Origin of the sequence: Micromonospora sp. KC606 (assembly GCF_004348675.1) — a bacterium.
Classification (GTDB): domain Bacteria; phylum Actinomycetota; class Actinomycetes; order Mycobacteriales; family Micromonosporaceae; genus Micromonospora.
Genome location: NZ_SMKN01000034.1, coordinates 1 through 20,141, shown reverse-complemented (window position 1 = coordinate 20,141; position 20,141 = coordinate 1). Strand labels below are relative to the sequence as shown.

General features: G+C 73.2%; 22 protein-coding genes. 12 read left to right on the top strand and 10 right to left on the bottom strand.

Translation table 11 applies throughout. The annotated features are described in order from the left end of the window. Positions 1-176 precede the first annotated feature (176 nt). Together E1193_RS10675 and dut are read right to left on the bottom strand one after the other, a co-directional pair. Positions 177-839 carry a DUF3710 domain-containing protein gene (locus E1193_RS10675; RefSeq protein ID WP_132182684.1) on the bottom strand — a complete coding sequence of 221 codons (663 nt, stop codon included), beginning with the start codon at positions 837-839 and terminating at the stop codon, positions 177-179. 25 nt (positions 840-864) lie between these two features. Beyond that, entirely contained in the window at positions 865-1,398 is a 534-nt protein-coding gene (gene dut / locus E1193_RS10670; protein ID WP_132182682.1) for a dUTP diphosphatase, read from the bottom strand. Positions 1,399-1,482: 84 nt separating this feature from the next. On the opposite strand from dut, the gene E1193_RS10665 reads away from it, so the two are divergent. Then, positions 1,483-1,983, top strand: a complete 501-nt coding sequence (locus tag E1193_RS10665) for a DUF3093 domain-containing protein (protein WP_207922653.1) — start codon at positions 1,483-1,485, stop codon at positions 1,981-1,983. Between the two features lie 3 nt (positions 1,984-1,986). Here the strand turns inward: E1193_RS10665 and E1193_RS10660 are convergent, their stop codons facing one another. Both E1193_RS10660 and E1193_RS10655 read right to left on the bottom strand, forming a co-directional pair. Then, on the bottom strand, positions 1,987-2,937 hold the full coding sequence (locus E1193_RS10660) for a hypothetical protein (RefSeq protein ID WP_243707483.1): 951 nt from the start codon (positions 2,935-2,937) through the stop codon (positions 1,987-1,989). Positions 2,938-3,073: 136 nt separating this feature from the next. Continuing rightward, positions 3,074-3,370: a DUF4193 domain-containing protein gene (locus tag E1193_RS10655; RefSeq protein WP_067315205.1), complete on the bottom strand. Its 297-nt coding sequence runs from the start codon at positions 3,368-3,370 to the stop codon at positions 3,074-3,076. Between the two features lie 425 nt (positions 3,371-3,795). On the opposite strand from E1193_RS10655, the gene E1193_RS10650 reads away from it, so the two are divergent. Beyond that, positions 3,796-4,311 carry a LytR C-terminal domain-containing protein gene (locus E1193_RS10650; protein WP_207922657.1) on the top strand — a complete coding sequence of 172 codons (516 nt, stop codon included), beginning with the start codon at positions 3,796-3,798 and terminating at the stop codon, positions 4,309-4,311. A 79-nt stretch (positions 4,312-4,390) separates the two neighbouring features. Here the strand turns inward: E1193_RS10650 and E1193_RS10645 are convergent, their stop codons facing one another. Beyond that, positions 4,391-5,203: an inositol monophosphatase family protein gene (locus E1193_RS10645; protein ID WP_132182676.1), complete on the bottom strand. Its 813-nt coding sequence runs from the start codon at positions 5,201-5,203 to the stop codon at positions 4,391-4,393. A 287-nt stretch (positions 5,204-5,490) separates the two neighbouring features. Here E1193_RS10645 and E1193_RS10640 point away from each other — a divergent pair, with 287 nt between their 5' ends. Next, a complete protein-coding gene (locus E1193_RS10640) occupies positions 5,491-7,092 on the top strand; it encodes an RNA polymerase sigma factor (protein ID WP_132182674.1) in 1,602 nt (533 codons plus the stop codon). 247 nt (positions 7,093-7,339) lie between these two features. Then, positions 7,340-7,573: a hypothetical protein gene (locus tag E1193_RS10635; protein ID WP_088964796.1), complete on the top strand. Its 234-nt coding sequence runs from the start codon at positions 7,340-7,342 to the stop codon at positions 7,571-7,573. Positions 7,574-7,916: 343 nt separating this feature from the next. On the opposite strand, the gene E1193_RS10630 is transcribed toward E1193_RS10635, so the two are convergent. Together E1193_RS10630 and E1193_RS10625 are read right to left on the bottom strand one after the other, a co-directional pair. Continuing rightward, positions 7,917-9,650, bottom strand: a complete 1,734-nt coding sequence (locus tag E1193_RS10630; protein WP_132182672.1) for a DEAD/DEAH box helicase — start codon at positions 9,648-9,650, stop codon at positions 7,917-7,919. A 207-nt stretch (positions 9,651-9,857) separates the two neighbouring features. After that, positions 9,858-10,076, bottom strand: a complete 219-nt coding sequence (locus tag E1193_RS10625) for a DUF3039 domain-containing protein (RefSeq protein ID WP_132182670.1) — start codon at positions 10,074-10,076, stop codon at positions 9,858-9,860. A gap of 85 nt (positions 10,077-10,161) precedes the next feature. Here E1193_RS10625 and E1193_RS10620 point away from each other — a divergent pair, with 85 nt between their 5' ends. Both E1193_RS10620 and E1193_RS10615 read left to right on the top strand, forming a co-directional pair. Continuing rightward, positions 10,162-11,088, top strand: coding sequence for a pseudouridine-5'-phosphate glycosidase (locus E1193_RS10620; RefSeq protein WP_132182668.1), 927 nt, complete (start codon positions 10,162-10,164; stop codon positions 11,086-11,088). Beyond that, positions 11,085-11,984: a PfkB family carbohydrate kinase gene (locus E1193_RS10615; RefSeq protein ID WP_132182666.1), complete on the top strand. Its 900-nt coding sequence runs from the start codon at positions 11,085-11,087 to the stop codon at positions 11,982-11,984. The genes E1193_RS10620 and E1193_RS10615 overlap by 4 nt, the downstream gene beginning before the upstream one ends. 51 nt (positions 11,985-12,035) lie before the next feature. Here the strand turns inward: E1193_RS10615 and E1193_RS10610 are convergent, their stop codons facing one another. After that, a complete protein-coding gene (locus E1193_RS10610; RefSeq protein WP_132182712.1) occupies positions 12,036-12,392 on the bottom strand; it encodes a DUF3099 domain-containing protein in 357 nt (118 codons plus the stop codon). A gap of 105 nt (positions 12,393-12,497) precedes the next feature. Here E1193_RS10610 and E1193_RS10605 point away from each other — a divergent pair, with 105 nt between their 5' ends. Both E1193_RS10605 and E1193_RS10600 read left to right on the top strand, forming a co-directional pair. Further along, positions 12,498-12,809 (top strand): hypothetical protein, encoded by a 312-nt coding sequence (locus E1193_RS10605; protein ID WP_243707482.1) that lies wholly within the window; start codon positions 12,498-12,500, stop codon positions 12,807-12,809. Next, positions 12,799-13,110: a hypothetical protein gene (locus E1193_RS10600; RefSeq protein ID WP_132182664.1), complete on the top strand. Its 312-nt coding sequence runs from the start codon at positions 12,799-12,801 to the stop codon at positions 13,108-13,110. Before E1193_RS10605 ends, E1193_RS10600 begins: the two co-directional genes overlap by 11 nt. 68 nt (positions 13,111-13,178) lie before the next feature. Here E1193_RS10600 and E1193_RS10595 read toward each other — a convergent pair whose 3' ends face one another. After that, on the bottom strand, positions 13,179-13,754 hold the full coding sequence (locus tag E1193_RS10595; RefSeq protein WP_207922652.1) for an HhH-GPD-type base excision DNA repair protein: 576 nt from the start codon (positions 13,752-13,754) through the stop codon (positions 13,179-13,181). 263 nt (positions 13,755-14,017) lie between these two features. Between E1193_RS10595 and E1193_RS10590 the strand changes: the two genes are divergently transcribed. From E1193_RS10590 to E1193_RS10570, 4 genes are all read left to right on the top strand, one after another. Then, entirely contained in the window at positions 14,018-14,305 is a 288-nt protein-coding gene (locus E1193_RS10590; protein WP_132182660.1) for a hypothetical protein, read from the top strand. 919 nt (positions 14,306-15,224) lie between these two features. Further along, the gene (locus E1193_RS10580) at positions 15,225-16,274 is read left to right on the top strand and encodes an iron ABC transporter substrate-binding protein (protein WP_132182708.1); all 1,050 of its coding nucleotides are present in this window, start codon (positions 15,225-15,227) and stop codon (positions 16,272-16,274) included. 2 nt (positions 16,275-16,276) lie between these two features. Beyond that, positions 16,277-17,875: an iron ABC transporter permease gene (locus E1193_RS10575; protein WP_132182658.1), complete on the top strand. Its 1,599-nt coding sequence runs from the start codon at positions 16,277-16,279 to the stop codon at positions 17,873-17,875. Next, complete coding sequence (locus E1193_RS10570) at positions 17,872-18,945, top strand: ABC transporter ATP-binding protein (RefSeq protein ID WP_132182656.1); 1,074 nt, start codon at positions 17,872-17,874, stop codon at positions 18,943-18,945. Before E1193_RS10575 ends, E1193_RS10570 begins: the two co-directional genes overlap by 4 nt. Positions 18,946-19,023: 78 nt before the next feature. Here E1193_RS10570 and E1193_RS10565 read toward each other — a convergent pair. Next, the coding region (locus E1193_RS10565; protein ID WP_132182654.1) for a S8 family peptidase at positions 19,024-20,141 on the bottom strand (1,118 nt) is incomplete at its 5' end.

Genomic DNA, 20,141 nt, shown 5'->3' with positions numbered 1-20,141 from the left:
CTCTCCACGCTGACCGGACCACGCCGTTGCCGGCCCGGCCCCGAACGCCGGGACCGTCCCGCCAGCGTACGCCGCTTCCCCAGAGAGCGGACCGCCGTCTCCCCCACCCGGCGACGGGCCCGACGCCGTCGGTGGGACGGCGTCGGGCCCGTTGACGATTATGTGGCGCCGGCCGGTCAGGCCTCCCGGGGGGCGGGCGCCGCGGTGCTGCCCTCGGCGTCGGGCTCCTGGTCGGCGACCTCGCGGGGCAGCCGCAGCGGCAGCGGCTCCCGGACCGGCTTCGCCTCCTGCCCGCGGTCGACCACGAGGCCCTCCAGGCAGGCCGCGAGCGGTCCCGCGGCGGCCGCGTCGGTGGCGGCGGCGCCCTGGAAGACGCCACGGACCATCCAGCGGGGCCCGTCCACGCCGACGAACCGCAGGTCGGTGAGGCCGTCCGGGGTGCGGACCCGGGCCTGTAGCTCGATGCCGTACTCGCCCGGCACCTCCTGGGCGGCGGCGCCGTCGGCGAACAGGGACCGGCGGATCTCCTCGCGCACCTCGTCCCAGATGCCCTCGGTCTTCGGCGCGGCGAAGACCCCGAGCTGGAGGGCGTTCTCCTCGTGCACCAGCACGACCTGCTGGATCACACCCTGCGGATCGGCCTGGACCCGGACCTCGACACCCGGCACCGCCGGGATGTGCAGGCTGCCCAGGTCGAGCCGCTGCACGTCGTCCGGCGCCTCGGAGATGTCGTAGGGACCGCGCGCCGGGGCCGCCGCCCCCTCGGCGTCGTACGAGTCGAGGACCTCGGTGGCCCGCTCGTCACGAGCGGCACCGGCCCGCTTCCGGCTGAAGATCACTTCGCCCACCCTCCGCTGTTCGCACTCACCCTGCCACCTCTTCCGTCTGTCCGCCTGCCCGGTCGGCGATCTCGGACCACCCGATCGGGTCGCCGGGGGGCGGCACCAGCCCGGCGTGCCCCCCGGTCGAACCGTGTCCGCCGGTCCCGCGCGGGGACCCGGGCAGCTCGGCCACCGGCTGGAATTCGGCCCGTTCCACGCGCTGCACAACGAGCTGCGCGATCCGATCGCCACGGGAGATCTTCGCCGGTGTGTCCCGATCATGGTTGATCAGGTTGACCAGGATCTCACCCCGGTAGCCGGCGTCGACCGTACCGGGCGCGTTGAGCACCGTCACACCGAGTCTGGCGGCCAGCCCCGAGCGGGGGTGGACCAGGCCCACGAACCCCTCGGGCAGCGCCAGCGCCACGCCGGTGGGCACCAGGGCCCGGCCGCCGGGGGGAAGTTCGACGTCCGCGGCGGCCACCAGGTCGGCGCCGGCGTCGCCGGGATGGGCGTACGCGGGCAGCGGCAGCTGCGGATCGAGCTGCCGTACGGGCACGGGTACGACGTGGGTCACGGTCTCCCTCTTCCGTCCGATTCGCGGGGTGGTCCTGCCATCCTGCCGGGTCGGCGGCCCGTCGCGCGCCGTACCCTTCCAGGAGTGAGCCTGTCGTCTTCCCCGCCGTCGCCGGCGCCGCGCACCACGTCGGCCGGGCGGTACTCCGAGCGGCTCGGGCTGCCCTGGTGGTTCTGGCTGGCCGGTCTGGCGCTGGCCACGCTGCTCGCGGTCGAGGTGTGGATGGGAGCGTCCGGGGTCCGGGCGTGGCTGCCGTTCGTGGTGCTGCCGCCGGCCACCGCGCTGGGGCTGTGGTGGTTGGGCCGGGTACGGGTGGAGGTGCGCGACGGGCAACTGTGGGTCGATGACGCCCGCCTGCCCGTGCGGTATGTGACCGAAGCGATCCCGCTGGACGCGACCGGGCGGCGGGAGGTGCTCGGTGTCGGCGCCGATCCGCTCGCCTTCGTGGTGCAACGCCCCTGGGTCGCCGGCGCGGTGCAGGTGGTCCTGGACGACCCGGCCGACCCGACCCCGTTCTGGGTGGTGAGCAGCCGGCGTCCAGCCGAGCTGGCCGGTGCGGTCCTGGCGGCCCGGGACGCCGGCTGAGCGTCAGGGCAGGGCGGGGCGCCCGCCGCCCAGCGCCGTACGCTGCCGGCGCAGGTCCCGTCGGAGCTGGTCGGCCAGGGCGCGGGTGGCCCGGCGGTTGAGGTAGCTGGCGACCGCCGCGCCGGTCAGGAACGGGCCGAGCGTGGTGAGGTTGCGGCCGAACCGCTTGAGCAGGCTGTCCCGCAGTTCCTTGCGGGCCGCGGTGCCCAGCACCGCGCCGACGCCCACCCCGGGCACCATCGGGTTGATCCCCCGCTGGCTCGCCCAGGACTGCACCAGGGCGACCGTCCGCTGGGTGCCGCCGATGGGCAGCGGCACGCCGTACACCTCGTGCAGCTCGCCGATCAGCTTCAGCTCGACCGCCACGACGGCGACGGTCTCGGCGGCCAGCAGCACGGGCGCGGAGAGCAGTGCGGGAGTGACGGCCCACTCGACCGCGGCCACTCCACCGCCGGCCGCGCCCACCCCGGCGGTCGCCCGGCTCGCGTTGCGGACCAGCCGCTCCGCGAGTGCCTCGTCGTCCAGGCCGGGGAAGTGCCGGCGCAGGGTGGCCAGGTCGCGGACCGGCACGTGCGGCGCGATGTCGGCGACCGTGTCAGCCATCCAGCGCAGCGCGGCCTTCGGCTTGAACAGGTCGGCCAACCCGCGCGAGCGGGCCTGCCCCACCAGCCGGGTGAGCAGTTGACGGCGACGCGCGGGCTCGATGTCGTCGGCGGTCAGCGCCGCGACCGTCGCGCCCAGATCGTCACCCGCCTGGTCGGTCTCGGCCGGCGTCGCCCCGGCACCGGACCGGTCGGTGTCGGTGGGCGTCGCCCCGGCACCGGAAAGGTCGGCTCCATCCGCTGACCGGCCCGACCGCGGAACCGCCGGCGTCACGCCGGCCGCGCCGTCCGGCTGCGGCTGCCCGCCGTCACGAGGGCCGTCCGCTTCGGACCGGCCCGTCCGTCCACTCATCCGCTCGACCTCCCGAGGTTGGGTCGGCGTGCCGACCGCCCGTCAACGAGTCAAGCAGCTTCCCGCCGCGCGCGCACGGCACGGCAGCGGGACGGCAGCGGCGGCCCCGTCGGGGAGGCCGCCGCCCGGCACGGGTTCAGACGCACTCGCGGCAGATCAGGTCGCCGTTGCGCTCGACGGCCAGCTGGCTGCGGTGGTGGACGAGAAAGCATCGGCCGCACCGGAACTCGTCCTGCTGCATCGGTAGGACCTTGACGGTCAGCTCCTCGTCGGCCAGGTCGGCGCCGGGCAGCTCGAAGCTCTCGGCCACCTCGGCCTCGTCGACGTCCACGGCGCCCGACTGTGAGTCGACCCGCCGGGCCTTGAGCTCTTCCAGGCTGTCCTCGCCGAGGTCGACCTCGTCGCGACGCGGGGCGTCGTAGTCGGTGGCCATCGGTTCACTCTCCCATATCGATATTGTCGCTGCCGGTGATAACGCCGGGCGACGTTGTTTCGGTTCCCACTGGCCGGCCACCACGTGTGTCGGTCACCCGACCCGACGGCCGTTCGGGCCGGTGCCGCCAGAGGACTCCCCGGCGAGCGCGGAACCTTACCCCCCTCCGGGCGAGGCATGTATACCGCCCTCGCGGCTGAGATGTACGCCCCAGCGCCCTGAGTTGTTCCCAATGTGACTCAGGCGACACGAAGATAGGGGTAGTAGTACCCGCTTCCCGGGTGGCGCGCCGGCATGTCGGACTGTTTCCACGCGACGGTCGGACACCCGTTAACCTCAGCGGCGTACCCGACGGCCGGCGGGGTCCGACCGTCGGCCGCCGCCACCCACCACTGTCCGGGAGCGCCCAGATGAGCTTTGCGCGAGTGCGAGCACTCGTCGTCGTCGGTCTGCTGGCGGTGGTCGCCCTGGTCTTCGTGGTGGTCGCGATCGTCAAGGACAGCCAGCGCGGGGCGGGTGCCAACGGCGGCTGTCCCGAGGGCTGGCCGCTGGCCGACGTGGCCCTGCGCGAGCGCAAGGACGTGAAGCTCAACGTGCTCAACGCCACGGACCGTCCCGGCCTGGCCCGCGAGGTCGCCGACGAGTTCCGCAACCGGCAGTTCCAGGTCAAGAAGGTCGCCGACGAGAAGAAGCAGATCGACCGCGTGGCGGTGCTGCGGTACGGCCCGAAGGGCGTGGGCTCGGCGCACCTGCTGCGGGCCTACTTCCTCGACAATGCCCATCAGGACTTCGACGCCGAGCGTGACGACGACACGGTCGACGTCGTGCTCGGCAGCGGCTTCCAGCAGCTGGCCACCACCACCGAGGTCAACCAGTCCCTCGGCGACCTGGGCGCCCCGAGGGCGCCGGACGGCACCTGCCCGATGCCAGTCGACCGGTAGGCAGCTCCCGATCGCGGTGGCGGCGGTGTCCCACGTGCGGGACACCGCCGTCGGGTACCCGTCGACGTCGCAGCCGCGGTCACGGGCCGCCGGAGGCGTCCAGGGCGACGAGCCGGTCGTGCAGGAGCGCGAACAGCGCCGGCGGCGCGGCGATCACCAGATCCGGCCCGGCCGGGCGGCCCCCGAGTCCGGTGACCCGCAGCCCCGCCTCGGCCGCGACCAGTCCGCCCGCCGCCAGGTCCCAGGCGGCCAGGCCCTTCTCGTAGTACGCGTCGACCCGGCCCTCGGCGGCCAGGCAGAGGTCCAGCGAGGCGGCGCCCTGGCGTCGGATGTCGCGCACGTGCGGGATCAACCCGGCGACCACCCGGGCCTGGTGCGCCCGCCGGGCCGAGTCGTAGCCGAATCCGGTGGCGACCAGCGTCTGACCCAGGTCGGTCTCGGTGGAGCAGCGCAGCCGTCGCCCGTCCCGCCAGGCTCCGCCGCCGGCGGTGGCGGTCCACTCCTCACCGGTGTACAGGTTCCGGACCACTCCGGCGACCACCTCGCCGTCGACCTCGGCGGCCAGGGAGACCGCGCAGTACGGGATGCCGTAGAGGTAGTTGACGGTGCCGTCGATGGGATCGACGATCCAGCGCACACCGGAGCCCGCGCCCTCCCCCGCGCCGTACTCCTCGCCCAACACCGCGTCGTCCGGGCGGAGCTTGGCCAGGGCGTCGAGGACCTGGCGCTCCACCGCCCGGTCGGCGGCGGTGACCACGTCGGTGACGGTGCTCTTGGTCGCAGCGACCGAGACCCCCTCCGCGCGCATCCGGTACGCGGTGTCCGCCGCCTCCCGGGCCACGTCGACCGCGATCTCCAGCAGTTCCGTCGGCGCCGGCGCCGAACGACTCATGATTCGTCCCCTTCCCGCGCTGATCGGGACTTCCCGCCGCGCGCGCGGTTATCATCCTTACAAAGTCCACAACTGCGCCGAATCGGCGGTCCCGCCGCCGGTACGCCGTGCGCCGCAGGATGATCGCCGCAGACGGCGTTACAATTCACCCTGCCCACGCGCCACGGACCGCCGCCGAACGGCGGGCCGGGGACACGGGGGTCTCTCAACGACATCGCCCGGCACGGTGCCCCGTGCTGCGCCGGACGACCCGGCCGTGCTCGCTCTTCGCCTCCGGAAGGTCATTCGTGACAGAACCCCGCCAGACCGGCGCCGACGTTCGCTCGCTCACCGACACTCTGATCGCGCACGCGCAGAGCGCGGGCGGTCAGTTGACGTCGGCCCAGCTCGCGCGCACCGTCGAGTCCGCCGAGGTGACCCCGGCCCAGGCCAAGAAGATCCTGCGGGCGCTCTCCGAGGCGGGAGTGACCGTGGTCGTGGACGGCTCGGCCAGCACCCGCCGCCGGGTCGCCGCCGCCCGGTCCGCCACGCCGGCGTCGCGGGCCACCACCGCCAAGACCACCAAGAAGGCCGCCGCGCCCGCCCCGAAGCAGGCGCCCGCCGCCGACGAGTCCCCGGCGCCGGCCCCGCGCAAGGCGACGGCCCGCAAGGCCGCCCCCGCCGCCGGGGTGACCAAGGCCGCCGCGCCGGCCGCGAAGGCGACCAGGTCCACCCGCGCCACCAAGGCGACCGTGGCCGCCGCCGACGCGACCAAGGCCGCCGGGAAGACCAAGGGCGAGGGGGCCGAGGGTGACATCGACCCCGAGGCGCTCGCGGCCGAGATCGAGGACGTGGTGGTCGAGGAGCCGGCCGAGCTGACCCAGGCCGCCGAGACCGACGCCGCCAACTCCGCCAGCGACAACGACTTCGAGTGGGACGACGAGGAGTCCGAGGCGCTCAAGCAGGCCCGGCGGGACGCCGAGCTGACCGCGTCCGCCGACTCCGTCCGGGCCTATCTCAAGCAGATCGGCAAGGTACCGCTGCTCAACGCCGAGCAGGAGGTGGAACTCGCCAAGCGGATCGAGGCCGGGCTCTACGCCGCCGAGCGGCTGCGCGCGGCCGAGGAGGGCGAGGAGAAGCTCACCCGCGAGATGCAGCGGGATCTGCTCTGGATCTCCCGCGACGGCGAGCGCGCCAAGAACCACCTGCTGGAGGCCAACCTGCGGCTGGTCGTCTCGCTGGCCAAGCGCTACACCGGCCGCGGCATGGCCTTCCTGGACCTGATCCAGGAGGGCAACCTGGGGCTGATCCGCGCGGTCGAGAAGTTCGACTACACCAAGGGCTACAAGTTCTCCACCTACGCCACCTGGTGGATCCGCCAGGCGATCACCCGCGCCATGGCCGACCAGGCCCGCACCATCCGCATCCCGGTGCACATGGTCGAGGTGATCAACAAGCTCGGCCGGATCCAACGCGAGCTGCTCCAGGACCTGGGCCGCGAGCCCACTCCGGAGGAGCTGGCCAAGGAGATGGACATCACACCCGAGAAGGTGCTGGAGATCCAGCAGTACGCTCGGGAGCCCATCTCGCTCGATCAGACCATCGGCGACGAGGGCGACAGCCAGCTCGGTGACTTCATCGAGGACTCGGAGGCCGTGGTGGCGGTCGACGCCGTCTCGTTCTCGCTGCTGCAGGACCAGCTCCAGCAGGTGCTGCAGACGCTCTCCGAGCGTGAGGCGGGCGTGGTACGCCTGCGCTTCGGTCTGACCGACGGCCAGCCCCGCACGCTGGACGAGATCGGCCAGGTGTACGGGGTGACCCGGGAGCGGATCCGGCAGATCGAGTCGAAGACGATGTCGAAACTCCGACACCCGTCCCGATCCCAGGTGCTGCGCGACTACCTGGACTGACCCCCGTCCGTCAACCAGCCGTGTCGGTTTGATCACCAGCCGTAGAACACTCAAAGGTAATCGGTCGATTGCCCGTTTGTGATCGTTGACGTGGCACCCTTGGCACACGGCACACTGTCTTCCTGCCAGGTGTGACCTCCGTCGCCCGGGGGCACACAGGGAAGGCAGGGCCTGGCAAGGGTGTTGCACGATGGGTGAGCAACGACCGAAGAGAGTGTTCATCGGTGACGACCAGAGGAGGAAGGCGATGACCCCGACCCTCACGCCGCCGCCCGAGACGGTGGCTCCCCCAGCCGCCGATGAACGGTGCGACCGCTGCAATGCTGCCGGCAAGCTCCGGATCACTCTGGCGGGTGGGAGCGAGCTGGTGTTCTGTGGGCACCACGCGAACAAGTACGCGGAGGATCTCGTCAAGATCACCGTGAAGTACGCGACGGACCCGGAGTTCAGCTGGCGTGGCGCCGATCTGATGGCGAACTGAGTCCGCAAACCGCAAGAGTGACGACATAGCCGACCGGAGGTGGCCCGACAGGGCGCCTCCGGTCGGTTTTCCGCGCCCGGGGCGCGCCGACCCGCAGCCCATCGGCCCGACCGGCATGATCCACTGCGGATGCGGCATGCCGCGGTAACCCCATCCTGGGACGCCGCGCCATGCCGCATTCGGCGCGCACCGACTCGGAGCTCACCCGACTCGGACGCTCACATGTCGGGGTGGGGCCGCCCGACCGGGCGTGGCCTCCGATCCGGACGTCCGGCCCCGACCGGGACGACCGCCCCGATCCGGACGACCGGCCGCTGGACGCCCGGCTCGGCGGGACCGGCGGTCAGAGGGTCTGGACGGTGGCGATGCGCTCTTCGAGCTGCTCGATCGTCGCCTGGGCGCTGGGCGGGCCGCCGCACATCCGGCGGAGCTCGGCGTGGATCTTGCCGTGCGGCTGCCCGGTGCGGTGGTGCCGGGCGGCCACCAGGGCGTTCAGCTGGCGTCGCAGCGCCACCCGACGCTGGGCGGCGCTCATCGGCGCGGGCGACGGTGCGGAGACCGTAGCGGCCGGCTCACCGGCCCTGGCGGCGGCCCTGCGTCGCTGGACGGCGAGCTGCTCGGCCTGCCGCTTGGTGAGCAGCAGGGAGACCTGGTCGGCGGTGAGCAGCCCGGGCAGTCCGAGATACTCCTCCTCTTCCGGGGTGCCGGCCTGGGCGGCGGTGCCGAAGGACGCCCCGTCGAAGATGACCTGGTCCAGCTCGGCGGTGGCGGAGAGCGCCGTGAAACGCTTTTCCAGCTCCCCGCTGGCCTGCTCGTTCCGTTGGGCGCGTTCCAGCAGGTCGTCGTCGAAGCCCTCACGGTCCTTGGGCTTGCCGAGGACGTGGTCGCGGGCGGCCTCCATCTCGCTGGCCAGACCGAGTAGGTGCGGCACGCTGGGCAGGAAGACCGAGGCTGTCTCGCCGGGGCGGCGGGCACGCACGAAACGCCCGATCGCCTGGGCGAAGTAGAGCGGGGTGCTGGCGCTGGTGGCGTACACACCCACGGCCAGCCGGGGAATGTCGACGCCCTCGGAGACCATCCGGACGGCGACCAGCCACCGCTGCTCGGACGCCGCGAACGTCGCGATCCGGGCGGACGCTCCCACGTCGTCGGAGAGCACCACGGCGGCCTTCTCGCCGGTGACGCGCTCGATGAGCCTGGCGTACGAGCGGGCGTTCTGCTGGTCACTGGCGATGACCAGGCCGCCGGCGTCCGGCATGCCGGCGTTGCGCAGCACGGTCAGCCGGGCGTCGGCGGCTCGCAACACCTGCGGCATCCAGTCCCCGGCCGGGTCCAGGGCGGTACGCCAGGCCTGCGCCACGAGATCCTGGGTCATCGGCTCGCCGAGGCGCGCCGCCAGCTCGTCCCCGGCGCTGGTGCGCCACCGGGTCTCCCCGGAGTACGCCAGGAAGAGCACCGGCCGGACGACGCCGTCGCGCAGCGCGTCGGAGTAGCCGTAGACCGAGTCGGCGCGGGAGCGCAGGAAGTTGTCCCCGCCGCGTTCGTAGCTGACGAACGGGATGGGGTTGTCGTCGGAGCGGAACGGCGTACCGGTCAGCATGAGGCGGCGTACCGCGGGCTCGAAGGCCGCCTTGACCCCGTCGCCCCAGGTCCGGGAGTCACCGGCGTGGTGGATCTCGTCCAGGATGACCAGGGTGCGCCGGGTGAGGGTGCGCCGCCGGTGCACCTGCGGAGCCATGCCGACCTGGGCGTACGTGACGACCGCGCCGTGGAAGTCGGCGGCGGAGTGCACGTCGGCGTTGCGGAAGGCGGCGTCGAGCTGGATGCCCACCCGTGCGGCGGCCTGCGCCCACTGGGTCTTCAGGTGCTCGGTCGGGGCGACCACGGTGACCGCCTCGACGGTGCCGTCGACGAGCAGCTCGGCGGCGATCCGCAGGGCGAAGGTGGTCTTGCCGGCGCCGGGGGTGGCGACCGCGGTGAAGTCCTCGGTCCGGCGGCGCAGGTACTCCACCATCGCCCTGCGCTGCCAGGCGCGCAGGGGTGGGAACGTGTCGAGCGCCGGCAACCGGGGTGCCACGCGTAGCTCCTCTCCGACCGCACCATGGCGGACCCCGGCCGAGGGCCACGGGTACCGCCGCCCATGAAAAGGCCCTCGCGCATGGGGTGCCGCGAAGGCCGACTCAGCATAACCAGCGGCGGCCCTTCGACCCACACGGCCACACTGCGGACGGTGGAGATGGTCAGCGCCGAAGGTCACGTGGGGCGGCCGGGCGGTTGCCTCGGATCACTCGACGTACGAGTCGTAGATCTCCTTGCACTTCGGGCACACCGGGGAGCCGGGCTTCGCGGCCTTGGTGACCGGAAACGTCTCACCGCAGAGCGCGACCACGTAGGTGCCCATGACGGCACTCTCGGCGATCTTCTCCTTGCGGACGTAGTGGAACATCTCGGGACCGGTGTCGGCGTCCTTCAGTTCCGGACGCTCAAGAACCTGCGTACTCACATCGCACCTCCAACTTTTTAGTCTGGCAGGTCGGAAGGGCCGGGTCCACCGCAGCCCGCCCCGACGGCGGCCGTACGGTACCGAGGTGACCAACTTCCACATCCGTCCCGGCGCGGAGGTCGCCGCCGCACTGCGCGCCGGCCGTCCCGTCGTCGCCCTGGAGAGCACCATCGTCTCGCACGGCCTGCCCCGGCCGGACAACCTACGGGTGGCCCGGGAGATCGAGCAGGCGGTGCGGGACGCCGGGGCGGTCCCGGCGACCATCGGCATGATCGGCGGCGAACTGGTCGTCGGGCTGAACGACACCGAGTTGACCCGGCTCGCCACCGCCGACGGGGTGAGCAAGCTCTCCGTTCGCGACCTCGCGGTGGCCGCCGCGACCGGCGCGGACGGGGCGACCACGGTGGCCGCCACCAGCGCGGTGGCCGCGGCTGCCGGAATCGGCGTGTTCGCCACCGGCGGGCTCGGCGGGGTGCACCGGGAGGCCGCGCAGACCTTCGACGAGTCCGCCGACCTGATCACCCTGGCCCGCACCCCGATCACGGTGGTCTGCGCCGGGGTCAAGTCGATCCTCGACGTGGGTGCCACCCTGGAGCGGCTGGAAACCCTCGGGGTCGCGGTGGTCGGCTACCGCACCCGACGCTTCCCCGGCTTCTACCTCACCGATGCCGGCTTCGACCTGGACTGGTCGGTGGACTCCCCTGAGCAGGTGGCGGACGTGCTCGCCGCCCGGGAGCGGCAGGGCGTGCACGGCGGCGGGCTGATCGTGGCGAACCCGCTGCCGGTGGACGAGCAGCTCGACCCGGAGTTGCACGACCGCACCCTCGCCGAGGGTCTGGCCCTGCTGGCCCGGCACGGGGTGACCGGCAAGGCCGTGACGCCGTTCCTGCTGTCGCACTTCCACTCGGCCACCGAGGGCGCGAGCCTGGCGGTCAACGTACGGATCATTCTGCGCAACGCCGACCTGGCCGGCCGGATCGCCGTGGCCGCCGCCCGGCGCGACCCGGCATGACCCGCCCGTCCCGGGTCGTGGTGGTCGGTGACCTGATCACCGACGTGGTGGCGGTGCTGGCCGGACCGCTCGCCACCGGCTCGGACACCGGGGCGGCCATCCGGGTCGTCGGAGGTGGCCAGGCGGCGAACACGGCCGCCTGGATCGCCGCGCAGGGCGTACCGGTGACCCTGGTGGGTGCGGTCGGCGACGACAGCGCCGGCCGGGACCGGGTGGCCGAACTGGAGCGGGTCGGGGTGGACTGCGTGGTCGAGGTACATCCCGGTGTCCCCACCGGCACGGTGATCGTGCTGGCCACCGGTGACGAACGCACCATGGTCACCGAGCGTGGCGCGAACCTGCGGCTGACCGCCGGGCACGTCGAGCGGGGCCTGGCGGCGTCACCCGACGCCGCCCACCTGCACCTGTCCGGGTACCCGCTGCTGGACGCCGCGTCCCGACCGGCCGGGCTGGCCGCGCTGACCACCGCGCGCGCCCGCGGCCTGACCACGAGCGTGGACGCGGCCTCCGCGACGCCGCTGCGGCGGGCCGGCGCGGCAGCGTTCCTGGCCTGGGTACGCGACGTCGACCTGCTGTTGGTCAACGCCGACGAGGCCGGCGTGCTGGCCGGCGGGCTGGACCCGGAGGCGCAGGCGCGGGCGTTGTCGGCCTCGGCCCGGCGGGTGGTCGTGAAGCGGGGCGGGGCCGGCGCGGTCTGGTGCGACCGGAGCGCGACGGTGGCGGTGACGCCGTCCCGGCGGGTGGCGGTGGTCGACGTCACCGGCGCCGGGGACGCGTTCGCGGCGGGACTGCTGGCGGCCTGGCTGGCCGGTGCGGCGCCACGGGCGGCGCTGACCCGCGCCGGCGACCTGGGCGCCCGGGCGGTCTCGCTGGTCGGCGCCCGGCCGGTGGCCTGACCGTTCGGAGGTTTCCGGGGCGACAACCACGCCCGGGAATCCCGACGCCGGTCAGGGTTCGGCGTCGATGACCTTGTGGGGGTGTTCCTCGGCGGCCAGGCTCATCGGCGGCGTCTCGTCCCGCCGGCGCGGCTGGAACCTGCCGGCCAGCCGGTGCTGCTCCTTCGGCGGCCGGTCGTTCGCCAGCAGCACGGCCAGCCACGGGATGAGGATCATCCCGAGCGCCACCAGCGGCAGCCAGAGCCAGAGCAGCGGGGCCTGCGTGCCGACCAGGATCGCGCCGACGATCACGCAGGCCACCCGGACGCCCATCATCAGCACGTAGCGCTTCTGCCGGCTGTTGAGCTGATCGTCCTGGCTGCGGGAGGCGTCGGTTATCAGGATCGGCTGGTACGCCTGACGCTTCACCACGGACCTCCTCGAGGGGTACGCCCCATCCTGTCACCGGTCGGCCTTGATCAGCGACAATCCATTCGAATCGCATGCGTGTTACGTCCGTGGTACGCTCCGCTCGTGGGCAGCCGGTTCAGCTTCACCGCCGAGGCGTTGGCCAACCTGCGGGTCTACGACGTCACGCCCGGGGAAGTCTGGGAGGCGCTGCACAGCACCCGCCGGGTGATCCGCCACCTGGGTGACGACGTCATGGTCGTCTACGCGGCCACCCACCGCGGCCGACGACTGGCCGTGCTGCTCACCGAGGCCGACGGCACCGACAACGACTGGGACATCCTCTCCGCCCGCGAGCTGAGCGACGTCGAGGCCAAGCGCTACGACGAGGCGGTGCGGAGGGACCGGCGACGAGGGGACGGTCACCATGCACCGTGACGAGGCGACCAAGCGGTTCCACGACGGCGGCGACGCGCTCGCCGAGCTGATCGACGAGAGTCAGCCGGCGGAACTACCCACTCCCGACACCGACGTGCCGATGGTCAGCCGCTCGGTACGCCTGCCGCTGGAGACGTACGAGCGGGTGCGGGCCGCCGCCGAGGCCAGGGGCATCGGCGTCACCACCCTGATGCGACAGTGGATCGAGGCCGGGCTGGCCGACCTGGACGACTCCGCCACCGTCTCGCTCGCCGACGTGCGGCGCGCGCTGGCGTCACTGTCCCGGCCCACCGCGGCCTGAACCACCGCGCCGCCCGAATTACCACGCCGCCTGGGCCCGGCGCAGGCTGAACCGCCCAGGCCGGCGCGTCAGCCCTTCGCGGCCTTCGCCTCGGCCTTGGCGGCCTGCTTGAACTCGCGCACCCGGCGCAGCGACTCCGGGTCGGCCACGTCCGCCACCGACCGGAACGCGCCCTCCTCGCCGTACCCGCCGGCTGCCTCACGCCAGCCCGCCGGACGGACGTCGTACCGCTTGCCGAGCAGGGCCACGAAGATCTGCGCCTTCTGCCTGCCGAATCCGGGCAGTTCACCGACACGGCGCAGCAGTTCCACGCCGTCGGCGGCGTCGGCCCACAGCCGGACGGCGTCGCCGTCGTACCGGTCGACCAGCGCCAGACACAACTCCTGCACCCGGGCGGCCATCGCCTTCGGGAAGCGGTGCAACGCGGGCGGCCGGGCGAAGATCTCCAGCAGCGCATCCGGGTCAAACCCGGCCAACTCCCGGGCGTCCAGGTCGTGGCCGAGCCGCTGGGACAGCAGGTACGGCGAGCAGAACGCCTTCTCCATCGGAATCTGCTGGTCCAACACGAGCCCGAGGACGAGTGCCAGAGCATTCCGATTAAGAAGTTCGTTCGCCGCAGGATCGATCGGCAGGGAGAGCGCCATGGCGACCATGCTGCCACCACGCCACCTCCCGGCCGCAGACAAACCGCCGTACGGAACGAGGCCCCCACCAGCCGCGCTCCTGTCACCGGAGCCGCAGGCTGTCGGTTCGTCCGACCCAGGGCCTACAGTGGCGGAAACTTACCCGCGTGGCGTCCTTCGGACGCTGCGGGCGACGCCGCACCTGACGCGTCCGAGGAGAACACGGACATCAGCAGGAGATCCCCAGACGCGCGTAGTGTCTTGTCAGCACGAGGGAGACATTGATGGCGATCGGCAGTGAGCAGCGCCGCCGCGAACGCCGCCCAGAGGTCGAGGCCCTCTTCGGCCCGAAACGCGTCGAGGCCGCCCTCGATCTTCTGCACCTGGCCGACATGGCGTGGCACGACTGCTATCCCAATGACCTGGAGATCGAGCCAAGGGTCCTCGCCGACATCCTGCTGTGTTCCCGGGGTGATCTGGCCACGCTGATCCGGGTGGCACTTGAGGCGATCATCGATTTCCGGGACGTGCGCCTCGCGGCCGACGAGCTACGCGCGGAGCAGGCTCAGTAGCGGGGCGACAGGGCCACGCGTGGGAAGCAGACTTTCCACGGTCAGACCATGTGCTGGTCCAGCAGCATCCCGGTGAGCAGGGCCAGCGGGCTGCGGTTGAGCAGGTCGTTCGCGGCAGGATCGATCGGGAGGGACAGCGCCATGTCCTGATGATGCCGCACCCCGCCGGGCTGGCTGGCCGTTGACCTGATCTCGGTGCCGACGCCGGCACCCGCCGCTCAGCGGACGGCGACAGCCGATGCGGGCGAGCAGCCGTCCACCCGCCTCGGCTCCCGCCCGGCGCGGTGATCGACTCCGTTTGCGCCGATCGGCGGTGTCCACGGCAAGGGATACCGCCGCTTGGCGCACACGGAGTCCGTCGATGATCAGGTTGGTGCCGCGCCGGGCCGGAATCACCAGCCCGGGCACCGTCAGCGGCCGCACCCAGGGGGTCAGCACCGCACCCCACCCGCTCGGTGCCGCGCCGGAACCGGGGCAGCTCGACCGGGGCACCCGCCCCGTTCTCGCGCGGCGCCATCCCCGGAACGACCCGAGCCGGTTGACCAGGCCCACCGCTCGCTCCCTCTCTGCCGCCATCGCCGCTACGATCACCCAAAGTAGCCGCCCTCGCAGGCAAACCGCAGCACCAGTGCCGCGAAACGCCGGTCAACGCCTCTGTCGCGCCGGTGGCAGCAGAGCAGAGCGGCACGAGAAGGCACCGACGCCCCGCCCGCTGGCGTGACGGAGCGTGTATGCCCGCACGGCGCAGCCCTCGTGCCGACCTTCCGGCACCAGCCCGACAAGACCGGCCGGGGAGCCCATCGGTGTGTCGTCCATCCCGCCCGCCACCAGGGCCGATACGGTGTGAGGTTAGGCTGTGCTAACTTCAGGCCGATCGGCGGGCGCCCGTCGAACGAGCTGGAAGGAGTACACCGTGCCCATCCCCGCCCGCAGGCCACTCGCGGCCGTCGCCGTCGCTGGCCTGCTCTCGTTCGGCCTGGTCGCCTGCGGCTCCGGCGACGACGCCGGGGATCCGGGCAAGCCCGGCGACAAGACGATCACGGTCTACAGCGGCCGGAACGAGACCCTGGTCAAGCCGCTGCTGGACAGGTTCAGCGAGCAGACCGGAATCACGGTCAAGACCCGGTACGCCACCACCGCGCAGCTCGCCGCCCAGCTCCTCGAGGAGGGCGACAAGTCCCCCGCCGACGCCTTCTTCGCCCAGGACGCCGGCGCCCTCGGCGCGGTCGCCAAGCGCGACATGTTCGCCCCGCTGCCCGCCGCCGACCTGGAGAAGGTGCCGCAGTCCTTCCGGGCCCGCACCGGCCAGTGGGTGGGCGTCAGCGCGCGGTCCCGGGTGCTCGCCTACAACGCCGACGCGGTGCCCGCCACCGAGCTGCCCAAGTCGGTGTTCGAGCTGACCGACCCGAAGTGGAGGGGCAAGATCGGCCTCGCCCCGACCAACGCCTCGTTCCAGGCGTTCGTCACCGCGGTCCGGGTGCAGCACGGCGACCAGAAGGCCAAGGACTTCCTCACCGGCCTCAGGGCCAACGAGCCCCAGATCCGCGACAACAACGTCAAGATCGTCGAGGACGTGGACAACGGAACCATCCCGGTCGGCCTGGTGAACCACTACTACGTCGGCGAGGTCGCCAAGGAGAAGGGCACCACGCCCGACGGGCTCAGGGTGAAGCTGCACTTCTTCCCCGGGGGCGACACCGGCGCGCTGGTCAACGTCGCCGGCGTCGGCGTGCTCAAGCGCTCCGCCGAGGACCCGGACACCAAGGCCTTCGTCGACTTCCTGCTCAACCCGGAGTCGCAGAAGTACTTCGCCGAGCAGACCTTCGAGTACCCGGTGGTGACCGGTGTCGCCGCGCCGGCCGGGGTGCCGCCGCTGGCCGACCTGGACACGCCCGACATCGACCTGAACGACCTGGACACGCTCGACGCCACCATCAAGATGATCACGGAGTCGGGCCTGGTGCCCTGAGCATGACCACCACCCCCGACGCGGGGCCGGCCCGGATCGGGCCGGCCCGGATCGGCGTACGCGAGTCGGCGCGTCGGCTGGCCCCCCGCCCGGCCCTGCTCGCGGCCTCGACCGCCGCGGTCGCCGTGGCCCTGATCCCTCTGGTCTATCTCGCGGTGCGCACCGCCGAGGCCGGCGTCGGGCGGCTCGGCGCGCAACTGTGGACCGAGCGGGTCGCGCTGCTCGCCGCCCGCAGTCTCGGGCTCGCCACCGTGGTCACCATCGCCTGCGTGGTGCTCGGGGTGGCCACCGCCTGGCTGGTCACCCGCACCGACCTGCCCGGGCGACGGTTCTTCGCGGTGCTCGCCGCGCTGCCGCTGGCCGTGCCCACCTACATCGCCGCGTTCGCCTGGGTCTCCACCGTCGACCGCCTCGAAGGGTTCTGGCCGGCGGCGCTCGTGCTGACCCTCTGTTCCTACCCGTACGTCTTCCTGCCCGTCGCCGCCGCGCTCAAGGGCGCCGACCCGGCGCAGGAGGAGGTCTCCCGCTCGCTGGGCCGGGGCGGCTGGCGCACCTTCACCGACGTCACGCTGCGCCAGATCCGCCCGGCCACCGCCGCCGGGGCGCTGCTGGTCGCGCTCTACGTGCTGGCCGACTTCGGCGCGGTGTCGATCCTGCGCACCGACACCTTCACCCGGGCCATCTTCGTCGCCTTCGACCTGGGCTTCGACCGCACCGGCGCGCTGGTGCTCTCCAGCGTCCTGGTGGCGCTGACCGTGCTGCTGCTGGCCGGCGAGACCGCGACCCGGCGGCGCGGCGCCCGGTACGCCCGCCTCGGCGGGGCCCGCCGCCCGGCCACCCGGCGGCGGCTCGGCCCGGCTCGCTGGCCAGCCCTGGCGGCGCTGCTCGGCGTCGCCGGGCTGGCGCTCGGGGTGCCGGCGGTCAGCCTGGCCCGCCGGCTGGTCGGCGGGGTGTCCCGCCCCGGCGCGCTGGCCGAGGTCGCCGCAGCCGCCGGCAACTCGCTCTGGCTGTCGCTGGCCGGCGCCGCCCTGACCATGTTGCTGGCCCTGCCGCTCGGGCTGCTCACCGCCCGCGCCCCCGGCCCGCTGGCGACCGTGCTGGACCGGCTCGCCTACCTCGCCCACGCGCTGCCCGGCGTGGTGATCGGACTGTCGCTGATCTTCTTCGGCATCACCGTGGCCCGACCGCTCTACCAGACGTCGTGGCTGCTGGCGCTCGCCTACGCCACGCTCTTCCTGCCACTGGCCGTCGGCGCGGTGGCGGGCGCCGCCGGCCAGGCCCCGCCCGGGTTGGAGGAGGTGGCCCGCTCGCTCGGGCGTGGGCCGCTGGCGGTGCTGCGCACCGTCACCCTGCCGCTGACCCTGCCCGGGATCGGGGCGGGGGCGGCCCTGGTCTTCCTCACCGGCATGAAGGAACTGCCGGCCACCCTGCTGCTCCGACCGACCGGCACCGACACCCTCGCCACCGAGCTGTGGACGGCCACCTCCGTCGGGGCGTACGCCGCCGCCGCGCCGTACGCCGCGCTGCTGGTGGCCATCTCGGCGCTGCCGACCTGGTGGCTGGTCGCCCGGGGCGGCCTGCTCGACAAGGAGGCCCGATGAGTGAGGTCGTGCTGGCCGGCGTCGGGAAACGGTACGGCCCGGTGACCGCGCTGGACGGGGTGGACCTCACCGTCCCGGCTGGTGCGCTGACCGCGGTGCTCGGCCCGTCCGGCTGCGGCAAGACCACCCTGCTGCGCTGCCTGGCCGGCTTCGAGCGGCTGGACGCCGGCACCGTCCAGGTCGACGGGCGGGAGGTGGCCGGCCCGGGCCGCCACCTGCCGGCGCACCGCCGCCGGATCGCCGTGGTGCCGCAGGAGGGCGCGCTCTTCCCGCACCTGACGGTGGCCGCCAACATCGGGTACGGCCTGGATCGGGCCGCCCGGCGCGGCGACCGGGTCGACGAGGTGCTGGCCCTGGTCGGGCTGGCCGGGTACGGCGACCGGATGCCGCACCAGCTCTCCGGCGGCCAGCAGCAGCGGGTCGCGGTGGCTCGGGCGCTCGCGCCGCGGCCGTCGTTGGTGCTGCTGGACGAGCCGTTCAGCGCGCTGGACGCCGGGCTGCGGGCCGGGCTGCGGCACGACATCCGGGAAGCGCTGCGCGCCGACGGCGCGACCGCGGTGCTGGTCACCCATGACCAGGGTGAGGCCCTGTCGGTGGCGGACCGGGTGGTGGTGCTGCGCTCCGGGCGGGTGGTGCAGGCAGCCCCACCGACCACGCTCTACCGCGAACCCGCGGACGAGTGGGTGGCCGGGTTCGTCGGGGAGGCGGTGCTGCTGCCGGCGGTCGCCTCCGGCGACACCGCCCGCACCCCGCTGGGAATCCTGCCGATCATCGGCGCGGCGCACGGCCCAGTGACGGTGTTGCTCCGGCCGGAGCAGCTGCGGCTGACCCCCGCCGCGGGCGGGGCGGCGGTTACCGCCACCGTGCTGCGCCACGACTTCCACGGCCACGATGCGCTGGTCGCCCTGCGGCTGGCCGACGGCACCCGGGTCACCGCGCGGATCTGGGACGAGGCGGACCCGGTGCCGGTCGGCGCCGAGGTCGGCGTCCACGTCGAGGGTCGGGCCCGCGCCTGGCCCGCCGAGCCGACCGCCACGCCGGTGGCGGCTCCGGCGCTGCCGGTCGGCTGATCGCCGGAAGGCAGCGGGCAACGCGACACGGCCCGGTGGACGGGGTGACGTCCACCGGGCCGCGCGGAACGCGGATCGTCAGTTGACGATGTAGAGCAGCCGGTTCGGCGAGCCGCTGCCCGGGTTGGTCACCACGCCGGTGGTGGCGTTGCCGGTCAGGTAGCTGCCCACCTGCGCCGGGGTGTACGAGGGGTTGGCGTTCAGCACGAGCGCGGCGGCGCCGGCCACGTGCGGCGCGGCCATCGAGGTGCCGCTGAGGCTGCTGGTGGCGGTGTCGCTGGTCCGGTACGCCGAGACGATGTTCGAGCCGGGGGCGAAGATGTCCACGCAGCTGCCGTAGTTCGAGAAGGACGAACGGGCGTCGGTGCTGGTGGTGGCGCCGACGGTGAGGCCGGCGGCGACCCGGGCCGGCGACGAGTTGCAGGCGTTGGCGTTGGAGTTGCCGGCCGCCAGCGCGTACGTGATGCCGGACCTGATCGAGTTGGACACCGCGTTGTCCAGCGTGGTGCTGGCGCCGCCGCCGAGGCTCATGTTGGCCACGGCCGGCTTGACGGCGTTGGCGGTCACCCAGTTGACGCCGTTGACGACGCCGGTGGTGCTGCCGCTGCCGCTGCAGTTGAGCACCTTGACGGCGACCAGGCGGACGCCCTTGGCAACGCCGTACGCGGTGCCGCCGACGGTGCCGGCGACGTGGGTGCCGTGACCGTTGCAGTCGGTGTTGTTGCTGTCGACGGTGTTGGTGCCCCAGGTCGCCCGGCCACCGAAGTCGGTGTGGGTGGTCCGGATGCCGGTGTCGATGATGTAGGCCCGCACGTTCGAGGCGGTGTTCGGGTAGGTGTAGCTACGGCTCAACGGCAGGTTGCGCTGGTCGATCCGGTCCAGACCCCAGGACGGCGGGTTGGCCTGCGTCGCCTGGACGGTGAGCACCTGGTCCTGCTCGACGTAGGCGACCGCGGGGTCGGCCGCCAGCCGGCGGGCCTGGGCGGCGCTCATCTTGGCGCTGAAGCCGGTGATGGCGGCGCTGTAGACGTCGCCGACGCTGCCCCCGTACCGCTTCGTCAGGGCGGTGGCCCGGTCCGGCACGGCCGTACGGGCGGCGCGGGTGTTGGCGGTGCCGACGACGTCGCTCTTCAGGACGACGAGGTAGCTGCCGCTGATCGCGTTCGGGGCGGAGGCGTGGCGGACCTCGCCCGCCG

Excerpts from the sequence above, each read along its gene's own strand:
- E1193_RS10575 (WP_132182658.1), top strand. The coding sequence starts at position 16,277 with ATGACCACCACCCCCGACGCGGGGCCGGCCCGGATCGGGCCGGCCCGG.
- E1193_RS10615 (WP_132182666.1), top strand. The coding sequence starts at position 11,085 with ATGACCCGCCCGTCCCGGGTCGTGGTGGTCGGTGACCTGATCACCGAC.
- E1193_RS10600 (WP_132182664.1), top strand. The coding sequence starts at position 12,799 with ATGCACCGTGACGAGGCGACCAAGCGGTTCCACGACGGCGGCGACGCG.
- E1193_RS10595 (WP_207922652.1), bottom strand. The coding sequence starts at position 13,754 with ATGGCGCTCTCCCTGCCGATCGATCCTGCGGCGAACGAACTTCTTAAT.
- E1193_RS10660 (WP_243707483.1), bottom strand. The coding sequence starts at position 2,937 with ATGAGTGGACGGACGGGCCGGTCCGAAGCGGACGGCCCTCGTGACGGC.
- E1193_RS10655 (WP_067315205.1), bottom strand. The coding sequence starts at position 3,370 with ATGGCCACCGACTACGACGCCCCGCGTCGCGACGAGGTCGACCTCGGC.
- E1193_RS10570 (WP_132182656.1), top strand. The coding sequence starts at position 17,872 with ATGAGTGAGGTCGTGCTGGCCGGCGTCGGGAAACGGTACGGCCCGGTG.
- E1193_RS10590 (WP_132182660.1), top strand. The coding sequence starts at position 14,018 with ATGGCGATCGGCAGTGAGCAGCGCCGCCGCGAACGCCGCCCAGAGGTC.
- E1193_RS10635 (WP_088964796.1), top strand. The coding sequence starts at position 7,340 with ATGACCCCGACCCTCACGCCGCCGCCCGAGACGGTGGCTCCCCCAGCC.
- E1193_RS10645 (WP_132182676.1), bottom strand. The coding sequence starts at position 5,203 with ATGAGTCGTTCGGCGCCGGCGCCGACGGAACTGCTGGAGATCGCGGTC.